The sequence below is a fragment of the Bradyrhizobium sp. CCGB20 genome (assembly GCF_024199855.1).
In the GTDB taxonomy this organism is placed as follows: domain Bacteria; phylum Pseudomonadota; class Alphaproteobacteria; order Rhizobiales; family Xanthobacteraceae; genus Bradyrhizobium.
Genome location: NZ_JANADN010000001.1, coordinates 1,684,107 through 1,707,206, shown reverse-complemented (window position 1 = coordinate 1,707,206; position 23,100 = coordinate 1,684,107). Strand labels below are relative to the sequence as shown.

The window sequence follows — 23,100 nt, the reverse complement described above, 5'->3', positions numbered from 1 at the left end:
AGTCATCACTTGCTCCGACCGCGTGTCGGCATCCGCTTCTCAACTAAGGGGCCCGTCTTTTCTCGAGCGAACGGGTTCATGCCTTCGAACAAGCGAACGTCAAGATACCTGTTGATCAGCAGAATGCTGCCGGCGAGCGCCAGCACCATTTCGGGGAATCGGAGAAAGAAGTTGAACGTGCCCGGCAGCTTGATCAAGCTCACGATCAGGACGGCTGCGATCACCGCCATCAGCATCCGCCAGAGGGCCTCTGCCAAACCGTCCTGGTCGAGCACCTTAGCGAAGCTCTCGCAGGTCAGGCACAGCGCGATGACAGGAAACAGGGAAATCTCACGCAGCCATGCGATATTCCACCAACTTCCGATTATCAACGGGACGAACAGACACGCCGCGGCAAGACTCAACAGCACGCCGAGGCGCGAGTAGTTGTGATTGGTCGTGAGCAGCCGGCGAAGCCCGACCATGACCACAAGCACCGCTAGAACGAACGCGAGGCTGATCGGAATACCCAGGATATCGAACCCCATCGCCAGGAGGATGGGACGAAAAAAACTGAGGACCCTCACTCCGAGCGTTAGCCGGAAAACCGCGACGATCACGGCGCCCAGCGCTACCAGCATCACATTTTCGGCCGCGGCGTGAAAATGTACAGGCACGTCGGCAAGCGAGAAAAAGCCTGTCGTCACGGCGGCGGACGGGAAGACCGGAATCTTCGCGAGCGCGATCCCGACCGGAAGCGCGAACAAGAAGACCAAGAGCCAATCGGTCCTAGCTCTCGCGCGCGTCGACTCGGGCGGGGTGGTCGATTTTTCGATCACTGGAACGTTCCCGCCGTTCCGTCACGCCGGGGGTCGGCCGCCCCCGTGACGCCGCCGTCCGGCGAGAACTGCAGCGCGTGCACGGCCGCCATGGCGTAGCTATAGCGTGACCGGATGACGGGTTCGCGTCCGCTCGCCAGGAGGCTACTCAGCAAGGCGTCGTCCGCGGCCGGCCGCTCGATCCAGACCTTGCCGCCCACGAGCCCGTGCGCGCGCGGCGCATTGACGGCCGAAACGATGTCACGGCCGTGATCGATGACTTCGCTCGTGACCTGGAGAATGGCCGAGATGATGCGGCGGCTGCCGGCCGCGCCCAATGGAAGCAATGGCGTTGCGGCGGGGCCGCCCAACACCAGCGTCGGCGCAATGTTCGAGCGGGGCCGGCACCGCGGCGCGAGCGCATGAGCATGCGGTGTGCGCGGACAGGTGCAGAGATAATTGTTGTAGACAAAGCCGAGCGTGCGGTGGGCGACCTTCGCGCCGAATACCGATTGGATCGACTGAGTCAGGCTGACGATCATGCCGTGCCGGTCGCACACCACCAGATGGGTTGCATCACCGGGCTCTTCGGCGCAATCGGCCGTGAAGGCGAGCTTTCGCGAGCCAGCAATCGCGGCCGCAACCCGCCTTGCATGATCCTGACTCAGCGGGTCGCGCAAAGTTAGCGCGGGCTGCTGCGAGCTCATGTGCTCGCGTTCGCGGAACGCGGCCGACACGGCAAGGGCGAGCACCTTGCGCCATCCGCTTTCCGATCTCGCAAAGCCGTGCTCCGCGAGCTCTTTCAACAGGTTGAATGCCATGAGGAGCTGCGGGCCGCCGTTCGGCGCCGGAGCACTGACAATCCGGCAGCCGGCGTACTCGACCGATAGCGGATCTGTCTCGACCGGCGGAGCGCAGGCTGAGAGATCGGCCGCAGTGATGAGCCCGCCGTACGTCGCCATGTCCGCCGTGATCCGACGGGCAATGGAGCCCTGGTAGAAATCCTCGATGCCGCGACGCACGAGCTCGCGAAGCGTGACCGCCAATGCGGGCTGGCGGAACGTTGAGCCGAGGGGCGGCGGTCGGCCGTCCGGCAGGAACAACTCCGCCGCCGCGCCGGCGCGCGGATATTGGACCAACCATCGGCACTGCCGATGCTGCAGCTGCGTGATGGTATAGCCGTCTTCCGCGATCCCGATCGCCGGCGCCAACACTTGGGCGCGACTAAGCACGCCATATTGGCGCTGCGCCCAGTCGAGAGTGGCGGGAGCCGACGGAACCGTGCGGGCGCGATGACCGCGGCTCTGCTGGACCGCCGTGATCGTCTCGAGCGATGCCGCCGCGGGTGCGCGCGACGGTCCGTCGATGATCCGTATTGATCCGTCGGTACGGCGCACGAGCATCGACGTCTGTCCACCCAGCCCGGACGCGCTCGGTTCGCAGGCGGACAACGCCCACGCGGCGGCTGCCGCTGCGTCCATGGCGTTGCCGCCGGCACGCAATGTGGCAAGCCTGGCAGCGGTGGCGAGCGGAAAGGCCGTCACCACCGCTGCCAGGCTTGCCGGCTTGCGTCCCTCCGCGGGCGCAACGCCGCGGGGCTTTCGATCTGCGGCCGGCATCGCGAACGCTCCGGGTCAGGCTTCCGGCAAATCGTCGAGCCAGTAGGCGTCCTCAACATACGGGCGGGAGAAGATTTTGCCAATCTTGTCCGGATATTTGTTCTGGTGGTAGCGCATGTACACGCGGCCATCGTCGCCGAGGTCGAGAATTTCGATCTTCCCGGTATAATGCGACATGATGTACTTGAACGTTTTCTGGATCCCGCTCAGCCGCTGATTGGCCCCTTTGGCGATCTCGATGCCGCGGGCGAGCGGCACCTGAAAGTGCGACGCACCTTTCACTGGTCGCCCCTGGAACAGATAGTACGGCTGCACGCCGATCTCATGGCACTTGGCGAAGGTGTCGGCAATGATAGCGGGGTCGTCATTCACGTTCGCGAGCAGCACCGTCTGATTGAGGAACTGGACGCCATGCGCGCGCAGCCCGCGGATGCAATGCTCTGCTTCGGACGAGATTTCGCCTATGTGATCGAAGTGGGCGACGATGATCGGCGTCTTGCCCGCCTCGCGCATGTGCCGGAACAGAGCAGCGAGGGTCGGATCCTCCAGCCGCTTGGGAGAGAAGGCCACCATCTTGGTTCCCAAGCGGATGGAGGTCAGATGCGGAATCGGCAGCAGGTGGTCGACGATCATTTCGAGCTTGGTGGTGCTTAGGATGAACGGATCACCGCCCGAGAGCAGCACATTGTTCATCTCCGGATGCGCGCCGATGTAGCGAGCCACTTCAGCGAAATCCGGCGCGATCTCGTCGGAATCCTTGCCGACAATGCGCTTGCGGAAACAGTAACGGCAATATGATGCACAGCGATCGGTGACGAGCAGCAGTCCTGTCTGCGGGTATTTGTGTTGCAAGCCGGGCACGACGGTGTTGTCGTGCTCGCCGCTCGTGTCAAGGCTTCCGGGACTTTCGAACTCCTTGAGCGAAGGCACGACTATATGTTTCAGCTGCTCGTAGTATCGGTTCTTTCGAATGTGCTCGCGATAGAACTTCGTGACGTGGTATTGCGTGATGTCATTCGCCTGCAACTCTTCTTCTTGAACGAAGCGCGCACATTCGATGAAGTTCATGAGCGTAGCATCGGAGGGAACCTTCTTTCCTGACGGCACTCGTGCCTCGGATACAAGACCCTCCCGCACTGACTCAAGCATCAAGATACTCCCATCCTCATATTAGACGGAGTCTAAGCGTTAGCCCCCGGCGCAGTGGATACTGCGATCGCGTCGAGTGTCACTCGACGTTGTAGTAATGTCGGAGAACCGCGTTTATTCCTCGACATCCGACAATTCGTGACAAGCAATTGGCATGCCAATGGCGCGGTCTTGCAGAAATGGTTTAGTTTACGCGGTTCACCGCCATCTTCGTACCGCATTGGAGGGAGATCTTGTATTTCCATCATTGTGTCGTGTCACGATTGGGTCATGAGATTGGGGGGATGCCCCCATTTATGGGTCATTTCACCCGCGACTTGCGGCTGCGAAACTGCATGAGGTTGAGCGCGAGAGCGAGGCACTGAAGCGGGTCTTGGACGTGCAGCGACGCACGAGCTATCGCCAAATTTTGGTGACCGCCGAGGCGGTCAGCCGGCGGCGGTTGCGGGCTGACGGTCGATCTGTTGTACGATGACCTCGACCCCATCGTTGAATGTCACACCGAGAACGTGTTTTGGCTGGTTGTGCCCCATCGAGACGGCGCCAGCTTTTCTGGGCTCCTTCGACCAGTTTAAAGACCATCGCGAGGGCTGTCCTGCTCGACAGGCAGCTCTTTGCGCGATCGTGCGGTGGGGCACGGTAGCGAAGGTGTTTTCGATGGGGTTGGTAACCGGTATCAGAGTTTCTCGGTGCCGATGTTCCGCTGCGATATTCAAGATCGTAGCGTACGATGCGAGCATCGGGACGGAGACACCAGGAGAACGAAGGTGCGGGCAGACCGATGCATACGATGAGCCGCGAGCTCGAGTTGGTAGCTGGCCGCAGGCGGTCCTGCCACCATCTGATCAGGGGTTGGCAGAGGATTGCAAACAGGCCTGGCGCGTCAGCTGAGCGAAGCTGGCGAAAAAGTCTTGATGTCGGTTTCAGACTCTTGAGCGTTTCCGCTCCGCCTGGTGATTTCTGGATCGCTCACTGAGCGGGATACCGGGGGTGCTAACCGGCGCGAGACCTCAGTTCGCTCACTTCAGTCGGACAGTCTATGACTGACGGACTGAACTGGGTCTCTCCCGGCCTGAAGCATCCTCACGAACGTTCCTGCTCTCGTGTTGCTCGAGCCAGCCTTGATCTTGTCGTACTGCAGCCCGACCCAATATTCGGCCGGCGTCGCCTTGCCCTCGTCGATCATAGGGCGGTTGATCTTTCGATATAGATCGGCCGATCCTGGATCGACTCAAATGCCCGGACAGTTCTGCCGCAAGTTCGAGCCTGAGGATGAACGTGGCGAGATCAAAACATGACCGGGCCGATTGTGATGCGTGCTCTTCCAGAGGCTTAGTGTAGCAGGGCGTGATGCGCTGATGTGTACGATCGCGGCGGAGGTTTATGACAACCCTATCCTATTCTACGACGAGCACGCAATCGACCGGGGATGTCCCGGGTTCTGTTGAAGAGGTCGTTGACGGCGAAGGTAACAAGCATCCGCTGGCGCTGGTGGAAGGGGCGACCGAGAATGCCGCAACGGTTCAGGCCCTGCTGGACAACCTGGTCTCGCGCGGGCTCGACCCGACGGTGCCAAGACTGTTCATCGCCGACGGCGCCAAAGCGTTGTCGAAGGCGATCCGCCGCACCTTTGGTTCGGCCGCTGCGAGCCAGCGCTGCCAGATCCACAAGGCGCGCAACATCATGGAACGCCTGCCGAAAGAGCATCATGCGGCCACCCGTCGGGTGCTGCGCTAGGCCTGGGAGCTCGATGACGCCGACAAGACTGAAAAATTGATCCGCAATCTCGCGCGTCGACTCGACCAGCAATGGCCCGGCGTAGCGGCCAGCATCCTCAAAGGCCTCGATGAAATCCTGACTGTCGTCCGGTTGAAGTTGCCGAAGGAGCTTCGTCGATCGCTCGCCTGTACCAACATCGCCGAGAACACGATGGGCACCATTCGCCGCGTCACGCGCAACGTCAAACTCCGGCGGGACGCCGGTACGGCCTTGCGATGGTCGCGGCCGGCATGATCGAGGCCAACAAGGGCTTCCGACGATTGAAGGCGCATTCGCCACAATCGCATGACGATCAACCCCGTTGCCTAGGTCCACGAGGGCCGCGTAACATCCATTCCGGCAACGTCGGCCCGACATACTTCAACACCAATCGGGACATCCCCACGGCTATCACGAGCTCGGCAAAAGACTGCTGACGGGCTCTACAACAAGCGTTAAGGCGGCGGCACACGCCGACGTCGGAAAATGACCGCACCTAGTGCCAGCGTCTCCTCGACTATCCGGGCCTTGGCATCATTGGAACCAACGACGTCGTCCGTCTCCCTGATCACTTCGAGCCGGCGCGCCGCCGCATCCGACTTCAGTGTATGGTCAAGCATAGACACGAGCCGATTCCTTCAAAGAAATCGTGAACCTCGCCTATCTCTCGCGTCACGAGAAGGTGGGTTCAAAATGACGCTTACGATGGATCTGATCAGGTGGCTCGAGAAGAAAGGCATGCGGCGTGTACGCGGCGCGCCGTGTCATCCCCGACCCAGGGAAAGATCGCGCGTTGGCACCAGGTCCTCAAGAACCGCATTCTGCTGGATAACTACTACTACCTAGCCCGGCGACATCGAACGAGGTCGCCCCGTTCCTCTGCCCGGTCCGCGATGGCCCGGAATTCATCTGGACGACAGCTCATCCCCATCGCAGATTTGGAGCGTGATGGCTGATCTTCGAACCATCGTCCTGCTCCATCTTCTTGTTTCAACGTGACCTTCTCGAAAAACCGATATTCACTTCTCTGGATCATGCTCGAGAAGCCGACATAGATGGCATCTTGTTGCCAATCCGCTCCGAACAACCGAGCACGCCGTCTCACGCATGCAGGCTTCTTGTTCCATCTTCAGCGACCGTCGTGCGGCCGGATTCGCGATTAAGCAGGGCATTGATACCGGCGGCTGGGACGGCATCACTGAACATGTAGCCTTGTCCTTCTGTGCAACCATTGGCCACCAGAAAGTCTAGTTGGCCTGCGTCTTCGACGCCCTCGGCGGTAGTCGTCAAGCCAAATCCCTTGGCAAGGCCAAGGATAGCACGAACGATCACCCGGCTGTCGGCACTGTCGTTGAGATGCGACACGAAGCTGCGGTCTATTTTGATCTTATCGAGACGAAACGAAAGCAGCTGGCTCAGCGTAGCATAACCCGTTCCAAAATCATCTAGCGCGATGCGGACGCCCGCTTGGCGGAGCACATCAATCACGGTCTTCGCAACCCCGGTCTTTTCCACAAACGCGCTCTCGGTAATTTCAATCTCCAGGCGGCGGGGACTAAACCCGGTTTGCCCAAGGATCGATAGAATCCGCTGTCCAAGCGAGAGATCACGCAACTGAATGGGGGAAATGTTGAAGGCAAGCGTAAACGCCTCCGGCCACGCATTGGCGTCGAAACAAGCGCGACGGAAAAGCTGATCTCCAAGCGCGTTGATGAGACCCGTTTCCTCCGCAATCGGAATAAACACGTCGGGCGGAATACGCCCCAATGTCCTGTTCTCCCAACGCGCCAGTGCCTCGAACCCGATAATGCAATTACCTTTGAGTGAAACTAGCGGCTGGTAGTACGGCTCGATAATATCGGCCGTGATAGCGCTGCGAAGCTCTCGCTCGATCTGAGTGCGCCGCTCGACATGCATGTCCATCTCTGGCTCGAAAAAGCGGACACGCGACCTGCTATCGCCTTGTGCGCGATAAAGTGCACGTTCTGCGCGCCTGACCAATTCGTGGAGATTGACGCCGTCAATCGGAGCGATGGCGATGCCAATTCCAACCCCAAGCTCGGCTGCCCCCGTTTCGATCGCGAAGGTTTCAGTGGCGGACGCCACAATACGGTGCGCCAGATTGGTGGGAACCTCAAGGGAGCTAATAGCTGGTAGGACAATCCCGAATTCGTCGTTTCCAATCCTCGCCAGGACGCCATCCTTGCGCAAGATGTCGGCGACCCTGTTGGCAAATTCGCATAGCGCCTTGTCCTCCGCTGCGTGGCCATGCGTGTCCTTGATCCTCTTGAAGCCATCAAGGCCAAGCAGCAGAACGGCCACCTGGTGCTTGTCGCGGGCGAGGCCAAGGCACGCATCCAGTTTTTCATCAAACAGGCCACGGTTTGGCAGGCCGGTCAATGGATCGTGTCGCACTAGGTCGCGCGCTTCTCGTTCCGCAATGGCTCGCGCTTTGGTTTCGCGGGCGAGATCTCGATAGCGGCGGACACTAAAAATTGTCAGCGCAGCGCACAGGAAGAACGCGACGAATATGATGAATACGATGTCGTTGAGTGCCGTATCCATATAGCCCGCCCCAGCTGAACAAAAGAGGTCCAACCTCATAGACATGCACCAAAATCGAGGCGAGAACGACGCCCCCAAAGAGTGCAACGAAATCCCTTGTGGCAGAACTACGCCAATCGAACCAATCGGCGTGCAATACGCGTGATCGTGGAGTCGACAAACTCATCACAGTCGAACCTTCGCTGAGGCTGGTTGTTCAAGAGTGAGTTTCTTATAGATAGCACAGATGTTAATTGAATACCAGATGTTGTGCGCCGGATTAACGCTTCGCAAGCCGCGACGGTAAACGCGCCTTGCCCTCGGATCGCGATAGTCGTCCCCGGCATGAGTGGTTTCGATACCCGGCAAGTTCGCTTACGACGTTAAAGCGGCTCACACACCGTGTACAGCAAGACGCGATCTACGTTTTGTTCGCAGCCACGATGGCCCGAGGGCAGCACCAGTGTCGCGACCTAGGAACCTTCTCGATGTCGCGATGGTCGACGAAAAAGCTGCCGGTGTCGTGGACGAGAAGCTTAGAAGTCGGCCACCGCCAGCTCGCTGAAACCAAGCTCGGGCGCGACATCCGCGACCAGTCCGCTAGGGTCTTGTCACAGTGGCCCTCCGATCCGGACCTTGACGGCGTCGACTTATCGGCCTCCGTCGCTTCGGACCGCCCACAGGGGCGGCCTGCGTTCGCGACAAGGATCGGTAGAGTCGGAACACCATCTTGCCTACGCCGTCGACCTCGATCTTCGACATGAATATCTCATGCGTTCCGCCAACGCAGAAGTCTGAACGCGCGACAGACGAAAGCTATTGAACAACGCCGTACCAATCAACGACATGGCGCTTCCTGGGAAGCGGCCTAGGCGACAATCACACGATTGCGACCTTCATATTTTGCGCGATAGAGCCGCTGATCGGCGACATTAAGGAATCCGTCAAGCGTGTCTCCATCGCGCCCGAACTCCGATACCCCAACACTGATGGTGACACCAACAGACGGTTGGGCTCCGACATCGAACGCGGCGCGTGCGATAGCCGATCGAAGGCGCTCGGCTACCGCGCAAGCCGCGTCGAGCGTCGCTCCCGGCAGCAACACCATAAATTCTTCACCGCCCACGCGCGCGATAGAGTCGTAAGGGCGGATCGCTTCCAGACACTTTCGCACGAATGCGCGGAGGACTTCATCGCCGACACTGTGACCGCGTGAGTCATTGATGTACTTGAAATGATCGAGGTCGATTGACAGCAGAGATAATGGAGCACCGCTTCGTTTGGCCCGCGCGATCTCATGGCCGATATGCTCGATGAAGTGGCGCCGATTTCCGGCACCGGTTAGTGGGTCAGTGGCGGCAAGGCGTTCCAACCTTTGATTGCTCAGTTGCAGTTGCTGGAGCGCCCTTTGGGTCTCGGCCATCGATTCGGTCAGGCGAGCCGTCATTTCTTCCTGGCTATAGATAGTCGAGAATGATTGCGTCGTTCGGAAAGCCTGGACAACACCATAGCTGAGCAGAAAGAACCCGCTAGCAAAGATCGCGTGAGCGAGCCACCACATATGGTTCCAGGGCGCCGCCAGAATGAATGCGAGCGACGATAGCGCAAACCACGCGACCGAAATGCCGAAAATAAGCATGAGCGGCGAGTGAATCCGTCGCATGAGCATGGCTGTGACGTTCAACGTGCTGAACACCAGTGCGCCGCCCTCCATGGACAAGCGTACCGCGGGATGTCCCGCATAGGGGGAGTAGGCGATCAGGGCGACGGCTATGTCCATCGTCAGGAATAGGCCGATCCATATCAGCCACGTGCGCGTATCCGAACGCTTCTCGACCTCGTCTGACGGCTGGTTGTAGCTGAGCAGCCCAACAAAGAGCAGAATCGACATCGCAAGACGCGATGCCGGCCCATAGAGCAGAAACAGCCAAATATTGCGATGTGCCATCCCGGTGAAGGCGCCGTGCGGAGAATAGATCAGCACGAAGCCGAGAAAACCCAGCGTCAACCAACGCAACAGAGGTTCGCCTGAAGACTGGTAGCAACGCCACGTCACATAGGTGACGAATAGCCCTTCGAGGGTGGCGACAGCAATCGCGAATTCGTGGAACAGGTGATTTTCGAATTTTAGCGCGGGATCCTGCTGGAAATACAGGTAGGTGATGAACTGGGCGGGCATCAGGGCGAAGGCGATGAGTAGAAGGCTCACATACGCCTGTGTAACCAGCCGGAGTGCGTTGGTCGGTTCGTGTACCGCAAGATTGGTGCTCATATGATTTACCGTCACCCATGATGACCTGCTCTCGAGCGTCTCCGAGGATACGCTGACCTAGAGCACCTTCGGTCCCGGCTGTACTACTCAGATGAAGGAGCCGCGGTGCGTCGCGGTCGGAAGGCCATTCAAAAAGCGGTCCGCGCGATCACCGCCGTACCGGTGCTTTCCCTTCGTCTGCTGCACCCGTCAAACAGTCGGCGGCGCCGATAGGATCGGCCTTGTCGTCCAGAAGCGGCCCAGGTCACGCGGCTGGGATCAGCAGGCCGTAAGCTGCATTCAGGTGTTCGAGCCCATCACGTTCGGCCTACCCGCTCTGCTGAGCGGTTAGTGTTTCGTGTGCGTTTCAGCAGATGGTCCCGGCTGCTGCCACGAGTTGCTAGGTCTGTGGGGCGCTCGAAAACGCACCATTGGAAGACGAGCAAATCATGAGCCCGTTGAGGGAAGGATTCTGCGTATTACCGACTCATCCGTTTGCCTGCCGCCCGCCGGTAGCGCCGCCGCGACAATAGCCCGTTACTGGTTCGACTCCGAACCAACACGCGTGATGAGCAACACGCGTAAGCGTCAGCACACTTTGACTGACGAGTTTCTTGTAGACCATCTGAGGCCTCCTTCGTTTGGAACTGCACAACAGAAGCCTTTAGCATACCTAATCCTGTTGAGTTAGCCGCCTGCCAAACCTTGTAGGTTCCTCGCGCAACGAGGTCGGCCGGCAAGCGCTTCAATTGCGATGTGCATGTTGGTGTGTTGCGTAATGAAACCAGTTCGAGCTGCCGCGGCAGCAACCGCATTTGCGCACGGCCTTCGGCGCGAAGTTGTGAGCGTCTATGAGTAGGAAACGCGGGGGTTACAGCAGGACCGGCGTCTTTGTACGCGGAAATAACGCGAACGGATTCCAGTACGATTACAACTGTCGCTTCAGCGGCTCGTTACCTAGCTTGCAGCACTATGGAACGGGGGCGCGCTTGCAGCTCGCTCCGAAGCGCCTCGGAGTGTACGTCGGCTTCGATCACGATACCGCAGCCTACTTTGCAGAGAAGATCAGCTGCGGTCGTACCTGCATGTTTGATTGCCGGGAAGGAACCCACTTTACGTTCACTTTGTGGTCTTGATTAACGCCCTGTTCCACTAACTTACGACTCGCCCTCAGTCATCGATCCGGTGCACAATTTGGCCGTTGGCCAGATCATGCTTAGCACGTACGAGGAGTACGATTCCAGGCTGCTGGTTGTCGATCTTCTTTCACACGCGTGAACGGGCCGTTGCTAACGCTTTGACCATAAGCAGCCGATGGTGGTGGATTGAGAGGATGGGAGTTGGTATCTCCCCTTTCGGCTCGGAAGGCAGCTTGCAATTCGAGCGACTGCGTCCCGCCTGAGCTGCGCTTTGCTTGTGCCTCCCTTCTCAACCAATGTCTGGTTCAGCCCATAGTGTCGGAAATGTAAGGCGACGGCCGACTTGACCGACGCTGTGGCCAAGGTCGTCTAATTATGCTGGTTTCGCAGACGTCTTGGCCAGTCGAACGTCTGAACGCATCCACTCTGAAGTACCGGCGTAACGCTTCGCGTATAAGCTCGGATCGAGTGCGAGACTCTACCTTCCGCGCCCGCTCGAGTTCGGCGAGCATCTCGGGTGGCAAAGAAACCGAGAAGATTGACGTGGTGCGCGACATGCGTCGAAATCTAGCGGCCGCGCCTCTTTGATGCACGACCGGAGTTCATGCCAAATCGGCAAAATATGGCTCAGCTGCGAGCTATTTTCGTTTCTCACACTAAGTATGAACAAGTAAGGGAGTCGTCGACGACGTTCGATTTCACGGGGCACAATTGCCAAGCTGGCAAAAGGGATGACGCAGTACTCGAAGACCGAAGAGGGGCAGCATACATTTGACTGCATCAGGGCTGTGCTGAATCGAGACGAGGAGGCGATGGAGAGGCTCGCTGCTCTTCGTCGATATGACAAAGGTCGGCCGAAGAGCTGGTAGAGCGAGAGGAGTCGGCGGGTCATTTCAGCTGCGTCGGGCCGGGTGATTTCTTCACCGTACGCTTCTTTGTAGATCGCTTTGTACTCTTCGAGACACTCGGGGGAGGCTTCATGACCTGTCGGAAGCATGTCCCGATCATACCGATGCTGTTTGCGAGTCTTAGACCCGGGATTATGCGACTATCGCAAACGGCGATCTCGAAGGCGCGATACTCATCCATACTGTAGATGGATCCCATCAAAGCATGGAGTTTACAGCTCGTGGGATCGCCATATAGGACACATTGAGGGCGGCTGAGACCAATCTAAGGGAGTGCCTCTCGAATGAAAAAATTGGCTTTTTTAACTGCGAGCGCCGTGGCGCTTACAGCGGCAGTGCCGACTTTCGTCGCTGGGTTGCCGCACAATCGGTCGACGCCAAGGCGCGGGTAGCCGACACGGTATACCCTCAATGCGAGGAGTACCCATTGGATGGCATCTGCGATCTCTTTTTTGTTTGACCGACCCGGCTTGTGCGCAGCAGCCAGGAACTGAAGACTGATCAGCGAGAGGCTCTGGTTCATCAGGGCTCGCTGTCAGAGCATGTGAGACACAATTGACGGGTTTTGCCCATGAAGGATTTCTGGTCATCGTAGCCACCCGGAGCATCGATGGAACAGAAATCCGGGCCGGGCAAAGCGCCGGCAGAACAAATGCAAAGGACATTCGGCGCCAGACGCGCCGGAATGTCCTCGCCCCCTCTTTGAGCAGGCAAGCAAGTCTATCGAAGACGGATTCTTCTTTCTTGACCATTTCTGAAGTGTAGCAAGACCTTGTGCCGATAAGAAAATAGCACCGTAACGAGTGCTATTTAAGGTTCGCTGAGCGATATCCATGTCGCGAAATTACCTATCAGCACAGAATGAGGCATTGTCACTTCCGTGCCGCCACCGCTCCTTATCACCACACCCGAGGAATCACGAAGTGGGAGGACTGGGGCCGCGGCCCCGAGACCGCTGATATCGATCTCGATATCAAGTTCGATTGGCTTGCCTTCCAGTGAGGGCCACTTCTTCCCGGCTTCAATTGCCCGGTACAACCGATGTCTTGAGCAAATTGCCGCGGGGCTTAGTGATTGTATGACGGCACCGCCCGCTCATTTCCGCCGCTTCAAATTTCTAAATCGCTCTCAGAATGCCTTTCAGCGTATCCCTCCGGTGAAGGCCGCCTTGCCGAATGAGGCGTTTTGTTGAGAACTGTCCTTATGGACAGTGATAGGCGCAGTGCCTAAGTCGAACGGCTTGAGGTGGTGGACACGGGCCGGCGGCGGCGCTGGTCCGAGGATGAGAAGCTCAAGATCGTTCTGGAGAGCTTACAGGCGCCGCGCCAAGTCGCGGCAACAGCGCGGCGGTATGGCGTGTCGCGTTCATTGCTGCTGCGTGGCGACGGTCGTTTCGGCCGGAGCCGAAGGATGCCGCCGATCAACCGGGCTTCGTACCGGCGATGGTGGTCGCGGAATCAGGGCCGACGCCTTGTCCAGCCACGCCGGCCAGCAGCGGCGGGTCGATCGAGATCGAGTTTGCTGCCGGGGCTCGGGATCGCTGGGATTTGAATCGGTGGCACGATCAGCGGTTCGGACAGAGACCGCGTCTTGTGATTCTCTGGTCGGCGATGGGCGCCGATGATTCTCTTCCCGACGATGTGACCACGCTGCAGGCGATGCTGCGCGCCGAGCGAGCGGCCCGGTTGGCCGCGGAAGCCGAAGCCCAGGCGGGGACCTTGCTGATCGAGAAGCTCAAGCTCACGATCAAGAAGCTCCGGCACGAGCAGTTCGGACAGTCCTCTGAGCGGGGCGCATTGCTGGACCAGCTCGAGCTACAGCTCGCCGACCTGGAGGAGAACGCGGCGCAAGCTGCGACCACAGCGCAGATGGCAGCCGAGAAGATTGCGGTGCCATCGTTCGAGCGCCGCAAGCCAGCCCGCCGGCCACTGCCGGAGCATCTGCCACGGTAGCGCATCGTCTATCCGACACCTGCGATCTGCCCATTGCGGCGACAGCCGATTGCGCAAGATTGGCGAGGACGTGACCGAGACGCTGGAGCTCGTTCCGCGCCAGTGGAAGGTGATCCAGCACGTGCGCGAGAAGCTCGTCTGCCGGGCCTGCGAAGCGATCACCCAGCCGCCGGCCCCCTCGCATCCGATTGCGCGCGGGCGTGCAGGGCCAAAGCTGCTGGCCCATATCCTGTTCGCCAAGTACGGCCTGCATCTGCCGCTCAATCGTCAGAGCGACGACTACCAGATGCGCTGCCGAGGCAGCCGACCTTGCCCGCGGGTTTAATCCAGTTTGAAGTTCGTTTAGCCCACGACAAGGACCAGAGCATAGAGCAGATCATCGGGAACTTGAAGGAGCATGAGATCGCCGATCCGTGCCGCAAGCATGGCGTCAGCGACGACAGCATCTACAAATGGAAGGCCGGGTTCGGGGGGCTGGAAGCCTCGGAGGCCAAGCGGCTGAAGACGCTGGAGGATGAGAACACGCGGCTGAAACGGTTGCTAGACGACGCCATTGCCGGTTGAATTCTGTTGGGATGGAAATGCTAGCCCCGGCACCAAGTCCCTTAGAAGGCGCGGTCGCCCGTGGCTGCCGCTGACCTCGCGCTTCGAAAGATCGCAACGAGGCAATCGGCTTCCCAAAGCTCAACGTCATGCTCGCCACACATTTGCTCAGCGCGATGTTTCGCGGTCTGCTCGTCATTGCAGTCAAGCTTCGCCGCGAAAACAACTCGCCTGCTGGTGTCCACCACGACGACTTTGTACCGCGTGGCAGTCCCCCAACGGGACGCCATGGTAAAAAAACGCCTCTGAGCCAGCACCCTATATGAGTTCAGAACGAGCGGAACCATTGTTCTTGACATTCAGCATCGAAAGATTCCCTGAGATCAATCGCCGCAACTGGCCGACAGAAACTCCCCAGCAAACACTCCGTCCGCCTGCACCCATGCGCCATCGCAGTAGCTATTCGTGCCGAGGTGGAATCGTCCCCTAAAGATTAGTTTAGTTCCCGGCATGATCCTGGAGGACCACAAGGGATCCGATCATGCCATTGCACCGTGCGAATGCCTTGGAAAGGACCGGGAGGGTGGCGGATGACTGCCGCGATGAGGTCCCGGCGTGGCCAGTACCTCTCGATCAATGGGATTTCTCGATTTTCAATCGAGATGAGATCCTGGCGCTATTATTGACGCCCAGCAGTGATCCAACCATTTGGCTCGTCGCAGTCGCATTGGCTGACGGCTTTGGATCGGGATGGGCTGGGGCTTGGTACGGTCCTGTAACTAATCTCGGCTCTCAATCAAAGTGCTCAGAGAGTCGGAGTAGCGGACCCAATTTTGCGTCTTTGTTAGCCCCCGCTCAAGTTTCGGCAAAAGCGGTGTGAGCAAGCGCGCCCAAGAGGCGCGGCTTCTGATAGAACGGGATGGCCCCGCGTTTGGAACGCGTGGCTTTGTCACTGCACATGTAAGGAAGCGTGAGCAGCGCGCTTTGGCCGGAAGACTAGAGCCGTGAATCCATAAAGCCGCACGGACAGCTCGCTAGAGTCCCCTATATCCCGATAGCGACCATATTTCGCGTCGCAGTGATCTGATGCGATGGCCAGAAGGCGTCCTCGCCGATAGGGCGATTCTAGCGCAAAGGGGACCTTCTATCTGGCTGCGCGAGGGTCTGAGTAACGGCCCGTTTTGTCCGAAATCCGCTCAAACAGGGAACGCTGCAGCGGGTCACAGTGTCTTGAGGTATTCAAGCAACGCTTTTTTGTCTTGGTCGCTCAAACTCGTCCCGTACTCGTGGCCACATCGGCTGTTTCCAGTATTGATATCACTGCAATCCGTTACGGATCGTGTTCGCTCAGCGGCGGCTCCTGGGTAGTCGCAAGACCAACGTTTTCGATGTCGTATTTCCGTCCAACGCTAAACTGTGATGTGCAGTGCCCTGATGTCTTGAGCAATTCCGCCAAGGTGGGGACCGAGCCGTTATGAAGATAGGGTGCGGCTGCCCAAATACCCTGCAGAACACGAGCCTCGTAAGCGCCCCATGGAGGGAGACGATTGCGAGACGCTCGTTCTGCTCCCTGCCGCTTGGTCTGTTCGATCGCTGCCGACGTGCTGGCAGTATCGAATGCCGTTAGCAGATCCTGCAGCGTTGGCGGTAATCGTACTAGCCCCAGAGACTCCGGTGTGTCGGACGACCCCGGATCTGGCGCTGCGGCGACCCGCGCGTTGGTGGAAGCGGGTCAACACGTGTTCTGCGATTGAACCAATAACCGAGGTAGCAAGAATGTTAAGAACTTGGTCATTGTCCTTCAGTGGGGCGGTCGCCAGGGGAATGTACGCTCCTTTCAGCACGCCGGTATTCGCTTTCCAAGCGAGGACGTCGTATTCCCGTGTATCGGTTCCAACGTTCTGGACCGCAGTTCTCCACGTCTTGATGAATGGAAAGCGCTGCTCGCCCTCTTGAATTCCATGGCATGCGCTACATCCACCTTCCGCGGGATCTCTTTCGAAAATCAGCTTGCCCTTGGTCGCCAGGGCAGCGTCGATCTTCCAAGGCCATTTCGGAGGGCCAATTCGCTTTACCAAGTTTTCGAGCTTGCTCAGGCCGTCGAAGTTGGCGGAATTATTGTTGAGGAAGTTGATGACCGCACCCTGACGTTTCGGTTCGAACGTGGCGAAAACCCCCAGAACCTCGCCCACGTTCCGAGCCAGCCCCAAGATGTCACTTCCGTTTTTTTGCGAATCCCGGCCACTGTGTCTTGTCTTGCCGCGGCGCATTCCAAAGGAATGGATATCTCACTGGAGCATCGGCGGTTTTCATGTTTTCCGGAATCATGAAGTCGGGTGGCGGGCCGATGTCGAGTCCCGATACGCGGTTGAAGATCATCCCGACCGCATCTAGACGGCCAACTCCCCAGCCGTTCTTGGGTAGTGCGCGGACCATGAGGGTATGAAACCGCAAGTACCAGGCGTCTATCGACGAAGATCTGCGACGTCGGCCGGATCCGGCGTTTCGGACCGCAGAACAACTGCAGCAAACGGAGCGAACGAGCTATCGCTGGCAATCACATCGCCGACTGCCTTGTCCAGATCGCTAAGCAGTGCGTAGAAGTCCACAAACGCCGGACCGCCATCGACGCGATACACCTGACCGTCAACTTCAATCTGGCGCGTGTGACATGCGGAGCAGGTCATTCCGACGACCTGGAAGTCTTGAGGGCCAGAAGCATGAAAGCCGACGGGAAGGTTGGCCGCGTTTCCAGGATTCGGTAGATAACCGTATCGTGATAGACCATGCGATGAACGGTTGTCCGTTCCTTTGCTTCAGAGCCTGCATCCAAGACAGTGTGATCAAGCGCGAGCCCTGATCGCGCGAATAGAAGTCCGCTCTCGCTGTCGTGCTCCAATCCGCACCTTGCTCAACATAGTTCGGATTGGCGTCGGTTCCCTGGGCGCTCAATCTCGACGTGAGGACAAACGTTAAGCCGATCAGAAAGAGAGTACGGATCATTGTCTGACCTTCCGTTTGATCGCTAAACCGCTGAAGAAATGTTCACGACACGAACTTCCTCGCGGTCAGGGCAAATTGGGATCGCCCCTCTCGCCCGCCTATTAATGCGGCCTGAGTATCGCCTGATGATTAATCATTAGGGGCGCGGTCCGATCTAAGTTCAACCTACCAGCTCCGGGGAGTGGCACCGGCTCGCGGATGTATCGGCAAGCCCCACTCACCGCAGAACCCCGTGCCGTAGCGAGCTCGACGGACTCCGCCGATGGGTCGTCACATCTTCAGATCAGGTATGTCGTTCCGCCATCTATTCTTCGTAGAGCGGGCGGCGAACGCTCTCTCCTGGGAAATGGATGTCAGCGTCACATGGTGAGGTGCTTGACAGCTGGTGCGAGTCGGAAGATCGAGAGTCGTTACCGTTGGACCTACTTCGGGTGCGCATTCTTTCTAAGGTGACGCGCCGCAGTTGGCGGGACCTTTTCGGCAATTTCGTAATCGTGTTCGATGGCCGTCTCTATTTGTGCTTCCCATCTACGGCGGGGTTCGATTTGTGCAAACGTCGGCTAGTAGAGGTGGGGGACGCCGTAGGCAAAGCCGGAAGTTCAGGAAATTCGATGCTTCCCCATTTGCATTTTCAAGCCATGGATGACCAAAATCCGGAGATAGCACAGCCGGTACTCTGCGGGTTCTCGCAGATGGAAGTTCTGAGTGGGGATCGGTGGGAAACATTAGGATCAGGCATACCGCCGCGGTGGCAGCGCGTCCGGTCGGTGTAAACCGTCTGGCCTACCGCTGAACCTTCATCTAAAGCGGGATGGGGTTAGGTTGGATCGATTTGGGATTCCCAAATCAGTGTGCTTCTGATTCACCATGCTGGCATAACCTGCTTCCGCCAAGATGCCAGTCTGAACTGGAATTTTCCAATTCAGATCCACTGAAGGTCAAATTAATGAGACCTAGGCGATGGACTTTGTTCATGACCAGCTCGCCAACGGTGGCAAGATTCGTGTGCCTTACCATCGTCGATATCTTCAGTCGTTTCTCTGCAGCTGTCGATCCGCGCTTCAGCTATTGAGGCGAGGATGTCGTGCTGACTTTGGAACGCGCGTGCAAAACCGTCGGCTGCCCCAAGACCACTCGCGTCGACCAGGGGTCGGAGTTCGTCTCCCGCGATATCGACATCTGGGCTTATCAGGAAGAATGTCGTTCTCGACTTCTCCAGGCCTAACAAGCCAATGGACAACAGCTTCATCGAATCCTTCAACGGCAAGTTCAGAAACGAATGCCTGAACACGCACTGGTTCCTCAGCCTTGACGATGCCCGGCAGAAAATGGAGAATGGCGTAGAAACCACAACGAAGTCCGCCCACACAGCGCGATTGGCAACAAGGCCCGATATAGCTGTTGAATGGCTCCCGCCGCCGGCATGAACCGAATCCGGAAAATTCCAGCTCCGGCTGGCCTAGTTTTGGAGAGCGTTTCAAAACCCTCGGGACTCTAACTGCCGCTGGATGACAATTCAGTGGCAGGTCACCGCGAGCATAATGCTAACAATAACCACAACAAAGAGGAGTGGTGCCATGAACCTCGGCGGCTCGCTCGTTGTTTTGGTGGCGTCGGATGCAGGTCTTCTTTGCACTGTCATTCTTTTGGACGGGAATTTCGTCCGTGGAGTGAATTCGCGCGGCCTCAATGCCGATCTGGTTCGCGCGAGTTCATTCCTCGATGTCTTGCTCCGGCGCTTTCGCCGACGGACCCTTCTGAACGGAAGCGAGTTGCGAGCGGCAGTGATGTCGTTAGGCTATCAAGCTGAACTGGAAGGACATGCTCAGGGTCATCCGGCATGGCGCTGATGAATGTCATTCCGGTCGTCGCGACAAATTTTCGACGCGGCCTATGCCGTCCGGCCAGCCTACGGGCTTAGGTTTGTACACGCCGGCATTGGCGACGAAGTTCGGAACGTCAACGGAGTCACGAAGAATGTGATCGAACTCGCCATGGTCGGATATCGTAGAAATGTCGATAAGAGCCAAAGCAAGATCAGTTTCCAACGCGAGTGCGCAGGCCTCACCGTTCTACCCAAATCTATGAGCACACGTTTGCCTGCGAATCGGGAGCTTTCAGAGCCCGTGAGATTCCAGCATTCCGCAGGCAAATCGGTATCGGCACGTTATCAGCCATTGACAGGAGGCCCGAACCATCGCTACATATAGTAATCATGGTTCCACCGGATCGCAAGATTTAGTGGCTAAGAGGGAAGCCGGTGACTGCGCTTTGGCGTGGAATTCCGGCGCTGCCCCCGCAACTGTCAGCAGCGAGCTGTTTCCGAAAATCGTCACTGGCGCTATCTGCACCGGGAAGACGGGAAGCGAGCAACGACCTGCGAGCCAGGAGACCTGCCGTGATGATCTGAACGTCCACGGGCGGGGTGTCCCGGCGGTCGCTTGCATGCGCCGTCGGCATCATTCCGCCGGCGATCTGCAGCGTCCTTCCTCAACGCCCCGTTCAAACACAACGCGCATCACGGGGCCTATTGATGTCACTGAACCTGCACGACGCGGAAGGCGCTTCCGCACCCATCATCCAGTTGCGTCCACAATCACTTGCGGCTGCTTTCAGCGAGCCGGCCATGCAGATCATCCGCCGCAATGGAAAGGTCTCGCCATTCGATTCCGCCAAGATAGCTGTTGCCATGACCAAGGCCTTCCTTGCGGTCGAAGGCACCAGCGCGGTCGCCTCGCGCCGTGTCCATGAGAGCGTCGAGCAGCTGACGGCCGAGATCGTCGCAGCGCTGATGCGGCGCGCAGGCGAAGGACGCACCTTCCATATCGAGGATGTGCAGGACCAGGTCGAGCTCGCCCTGATGCGCAGCGAGCACCACAAGGTCGCGCGCGCCTATGTGCTGTACCGCGAAGAGCGATCGCGCCAGCGCGCAGAAGAGGCGGCTGCGCAGCCAGCGCCCGTTGCCGTTCCGGAGCTACACGTCACGCTTGCTGACGGCTCGCGCATCGGCCTCGATACCAGGCGTCTCGCGCTGATCATCGGCGAAGCCTGCGCGGGGCTCGACGGCGTCTCCGCCGCCCCGGTGCTGGCCGAGACCACCCGCAATCTCTACGACGGCATCAGCCAGGACGAGCTAGCGCTGGCCTCGATCATGGCCGCGCGCACGCTGGTCGAGCAGGAGCCGAACTATGCTTATGTCAGCGCGCGTCTGCTGCTCGACAAGCTCCGCGGCGAAGTGCTCTCGCATGTCCACGGCATTCCCTCGTCCGCCTCGCAGGCCGACATGGCGACCCGCTATGCCGAATACTTCCCGGCCTATGTGAAAGCCGGCATTGCTGCCGAACTGCTCGATCCCGAGCTCTCCCGTTTCGACCTCGGCCGGATCGCCACGGCGCTGAAGCCGGAGCGCGACCTGAACTTCCAGTTCCTCGGTCTCCAGACCCTTTACGACCGCTACTTCCTGCATGAGCGCGGCAAGCGCATCGAGTTGCCGCAGGCGTTCTTCATGCGCGTCGCTATGAGTCTTGCGGTCCGCGAGATCGACCGCGAAGCCAGGGCGATCGAGTTCTACGATCTGCTGTCGTCGTTCGACTTCATGGCTTCGACGCCGACGCTGTTCAATTCGGGCACGCTGCGCCCGCAATTATCATCCTGCTTCCTCACCACCGTCTCCGATGACCTCGACGGCATCTTCAAATCCATCAAGGACAACGCGCTGCTGGCAAGATACTCCGGCGGGCTCGGCAACGACTGGACGCCGGTCCGCGGTCTCGGCGCCCACATCAAGGGCACCAATGGCGAGAGCCAGGGCATCATCCCGTTCCTGAAGGTCGCCAACGACACCGCGATCGCCGTCAACCAGGGCGGCAAGCGCAAGGGCGCGGTCTGCGCCTATCTCGAGACCTGGCACGTCGACATCGAGGAGTTCCTCGATCTGCGCAAGAACACCGGCGACGATCGCCGCCGCACCCACGACATGAACACCGCCAATTGGGTGCCTGATCTGTTCATGCAGCGCGTCGATGCCGACGGTGAGTGGACATTGTTCTCGCCGGACGAGACGCCCGACCTGCACGATCTCTATGGCACTGCGTTCAAGACCGCGTATGAGGGCTATGAAGCCAAGGCGAAGGCCGGCGGCCTACGCGTGTTCAAGACGGTGCGCGCGACCGACCTCTGGCGCCGCATGCTGACCATGCTGTTCGAGACCGGCCATCCCTGGATCACCTTCAAGGACCCCTGCAATCTGCGTTCGCCGCAGCGGCACATGGGCGTGATCCATTCCTCGAATCTCTGCACCGAGATCACGCTCAACACCTCGGCCGACGAGGTCGCAGTCTGCAATCTCGGCTCCGTCAACATGCTCGCCCATGTCGGCCTTGACGGTATCGACCAGGCCAAGTTGAAGCGGACGGTCACGACCGCCGTGCGGATGCTCGACAACGTCATCGACATCAGTTTTTACACGATCCCGGAGGCGCGTCGTTCGAACATGCGCCACCGGCCGGTCGGCCTCGGCCTGATGGGTTTTCAGGAGGCGCTTCAAGTCCAGCGTATCCCGATCGCGTCCGAGGCGGCGGTGACCTTTGCCGACGTCAGCATGGAAGCGATCTCGTTCTACGCGATCGAGGCGTCCTCCGATCTCGCCGCCGAGCGCGGCCGCTATGCGAGCTTCGAGGGTTCGCTATGGTCGAAGGCGATTTTGCCGCTCGACTCCATGCAGTTCGTCGCCGAGTCCCGCGGTGGGTTCGGTGCGGACCGCTCCTCGACGCGGGATTGGGATCGCCTGCGCAAGAAGGTCACCGCCAGCGGCATGCGCAACTCGAACGTGATGGCGATCGCGCCGACCGCGACGATCTCCAACATCTGCGGCGTTTCGCAGTCGATCGAGCCGAACTACCAGAACCTGTTCGTCAAATCGAACATGTCCGGCGACTTCACCGTCGTGAACGAGTTCCTCGTTCGTGATCTCAAGGCGAGGGGATTATGGGACGAGGTGATGGTCTCCGACCTCAAATATTTCGACGGCAGCGTCGGCCAGATCGACCGCGTCCCTGACGATCTGAAAGCGCTCTACGCCACCGCCTTCGAGATCGACAGCGCCTGGTTGATCGAGGCCGCCGCGCGCCGGCAGAAGTGGATCGACCAGTCGCAGTCGCTCAATCTCTACATCGCCAATCCCTCCGGCAAGAAGCTCGATGCGCTCTATCGGCTGGCTTGGCGGCACGGCTTGAAGACCACCTATTACCTGCGCTCGCGCAGCGCCACGCATGTCGAGAAGTCGACGCTCAAGGGAACCGACGGCAAGCTCAACGCGGTGTCTGCATCTGAAGCTCTCTCGCACGCCCCGATCATGATCCCGGCGGCGGCAGCTCCCGATCTCGAAGGCATCAAGGCCTGCCGGATCGACGATCCCGAATGCGAAGCGTGCCAGTGA

13 protein-coding genes, 5 pseudogenes and 1 riboswitch are annotated in these 23,100 nt (G+C 59.0%); of the genes and pseudogenes, 8 read left to right on the top strand and 10 right to left on the bottom strand.

The genetic code is table 11. From position 1 onward, the window contains the following. Positions 1–5: 5 nt before the first annotated feature. The 4 genes and pseudogenes from NLM15_RS07840 to NLM15_RS07825 all read right to left on the bottom strand — a co-directional run. Complete coding sequence (locus NLM15_RS07840; protein ID WP_254116413.1) at positions 6–818, bottom strand: 7TM domain-containing protein; 813 nt, start codon at positions 816–818, stop codon at positions 6–8. Beyond that, positions 815–2,416 carry a gamma-glutamyltransferase family protein gene (locus NLM15_RS07835; protein WP_254116412.1) on the bottom strand — a complete coding sequence of 534 codons (1,602 nt, stop codon included), beginning with the start codon at positions 2,414–2,416 and terminating at the stop codon, positions 815–817. The genes NLM15_RS07840 and NLM15_RS07835 overlap by 4 nt, the downstream gene beginning before the upstream one ends. Positions 2,417–2,431: 15 nt before the next feature. Beyond that, positions 2,432–3,484 (bottom strand): KamA family radical SAM protein, encoded by a 1,053-nt coding sequence (locus NLM15_RS07830; RefSeq protein ID WP_254116411.1) that lies wholly within the window; start codon positions 3,482–3,484, stop codon positions 2,432–2,434. Between the two features lie 509 nt (positions 3,485–3,993). Continuing rightward, a pseudogene (locus NLM15_RS07825) lies at positions 3,994–4,269 on the bottom strand (IS256 family transposase); the annotation flags it as partial. A gap of 751 nt (positions 4,270–5,020) precedes the next feature. On the opposite strand from NLM15_RS07825, the pseudogene NLM15_RS07820 reads away from it, so the two are divergent. Continuing rightward, a pseudogene (locus NLM15_RS07820) lies at positions 5,021–5,616 on the top strand (transposase); the annotation flags it as partial. Positions 5,617–6,424: 808 nt separating this feature from the next. On the opposite strand, the gene NLM15_RS07815 reads toward NLM15_RS07820, so the two are convergent. From NLM15_RS07815 to NLM15_RS07805, 4 genes are all read right to left on the bottom strand, one after another. Further along, positions 6,425–7,888 carry a bifunctional diguanylate cyclase/phosphodiesterase gene (locus NLM15_RS07815; RefSeq protein WP_254116410.1) on the bottom strand — a complete coding sequence of 488 codons (1,464 nt, stop codon included), beginning with the start codon at positions 7,886–7,888 and terminating at the stop codon, positions 6,425–6,427. Between the two features lie 847 nt (positions 7,889–8,735). Further along, positions 8,736–10,139 carry a GGDEF domain-containing protein gene (locus NLM15_RS43670; protein WP_305887430.1) on the bottom strand — a complete coding sequence of 468 codons (1,404 nt, stop codon included), beginning with the start codon at positions 10,137–10,139 and terminating at the stop codon, positions 8,736–8,738. A gap of 1,423 nt (positions 10,140–11,562) precedes the next feature. Then, positions 11,563–11,814 carry a CopG family ribbon-helix-helix protein gene (locus tag NLM15_RS43950; RefSeq protein ID WP_375166823.1) on the bottom strand — a complete coding sequence of 84 codons (252 nt, stop codon included), beginning with the start codon at positions 11,812–11,814 and terminating at the stop codon, positions 11,563–11,565. Positions 11,815–12,430: 616 nt separating this feature from the next. Next, a complete protein-coding gene (locus NLM15_RS07805) occupies positions 12,431–12,688 on the bottom strand; it encodes a hypothetical protein (protein WP_254116409.1) in 258 nt (85 codons plus the stop codon). A 722-nt stretch (positions 12,689–13,410) separates the two neighbouring features. Between NLM15_RS07805 and NLM15_RS07800 the strand changes: the two genes are divergently transcribed. The 3 genes and pseudogenes from NLM15_RS07800 to NLM15_RS07790 all read left to right on the top strand — a co-directional run. After that, on the top strand, positions 13,411–13,716 hold the full coding sequence (locus NLM15_RS07800; protein WP_309144920.1) for a transposase: 306 nt from the start codon (positions 13,411–13,413) through the stop codon (positions 13,714–13,716). 107 nt (positions 13,717–13,823) lie between these two features. Next, positions 13,824–14,400, top strand: a pseudogene (locus NLM15_RS07795) (IS66 family transposase zinc-finger binding domain-containing protein); the annotation flags it as partial. 83 nt (positions 14,401–14,483) lie between these two features. Beyond that, positions 14,484–14,672: pseudogene (locus NLM15_RS07790) on the top strand (transposase); the annotation flags it as partial. Between the two features lie 1,318 nt (positions 14,673–15,990). On the opposite strand, the gene NLM15_RS43945 reads toward NLM15_RS07790, so the two are convergent. Then, the gene (locus tag NLM15_RS43945; protein WP_375166935.1) at positions 15,991–16,161 is read right to left on the bottom strand and encodes a hypothetical protein; all 171 of its coding nucleotides are present in this window, start codon (positions 16,159–16,161) and stop codon (positions 15,991–15,993) included. Positions 16,162–16,447: 286 nt separating this feature from the next. On the opposite strand from NLM15_RS43945, the gene NLM15_RS07785 reads away from it, so the two are divergent. Then, positions 16,448–16,990 (top strand): hypothetical protein, encoded by a 543-nt coding sequence (locus tag NLM15_RS07785; protein ID WP_254116408.1) that lies wholly within the window; start codon positions 16,448–16,450, stop codon positions 16,988–16,990. A 135-nt stretch (positions 16,991–17,125) separates the two neighbouring features. On the opposite strand, the gene NLM15_RS07780 is transcribed toward NLM15_RS07785, so the two are convergent. Then, on the bottom strand, positions 17,126–17,347 hold the full coding sequence (locus tag NLM15_RS07780) for a hypothetical protein (protein ID WP_254116407.1): 222 nt from the start codon (positions 17,345–17,347) through the stop codon (positions 17,126–17,128). Between the two features lie 1,273 nt (positions 17,348–18,620). On the opposite strand from NLM15_RS07780, the pseudogene NLM15_RS07775 reads away from it, so the two are divergent. The 3 genes and pseudogenes from NLM15_RS07775 to NLM15_RS07765 form a co-directional block, all read left to right on the top strand. Further along, positions 18,621–19,068, top strand: a pseudogene (locus NLM15_RS07775) (integrase core domain-containing protein); the annotation flags it as partial. A 172-nt stretch (positions 19,069–19,240) separates the two neighbouring features. Further along, positions 19,241–19,513: a hypothetical protein gene (locus tag NLM15_RS07770; protein ID WP_254116406.1), complete on the top strand. Its 273-nt coding sequence runs from the start codon at positions 19,241–19,243 to the stop codon at positions 19,511–19,513. Positions 19,514–19,862: 349 nt separating this feature from the next. Further along, positions 19,863–20,079: riboswitch (cobalamin riboswitch) on the top strand. Between the two features lie 117 nt (positions 20,080–20,196). Beyond that, a complete protein-coding gene (locus NLM15_RS07765; RefSeq protein WP_254116405.1) occupies positions 20,197–23,100 on the top strand; it encodes a ribonucleoside-diphosphate reductase subunit alpha in 2,904 nt (967 codons plus the stop codon).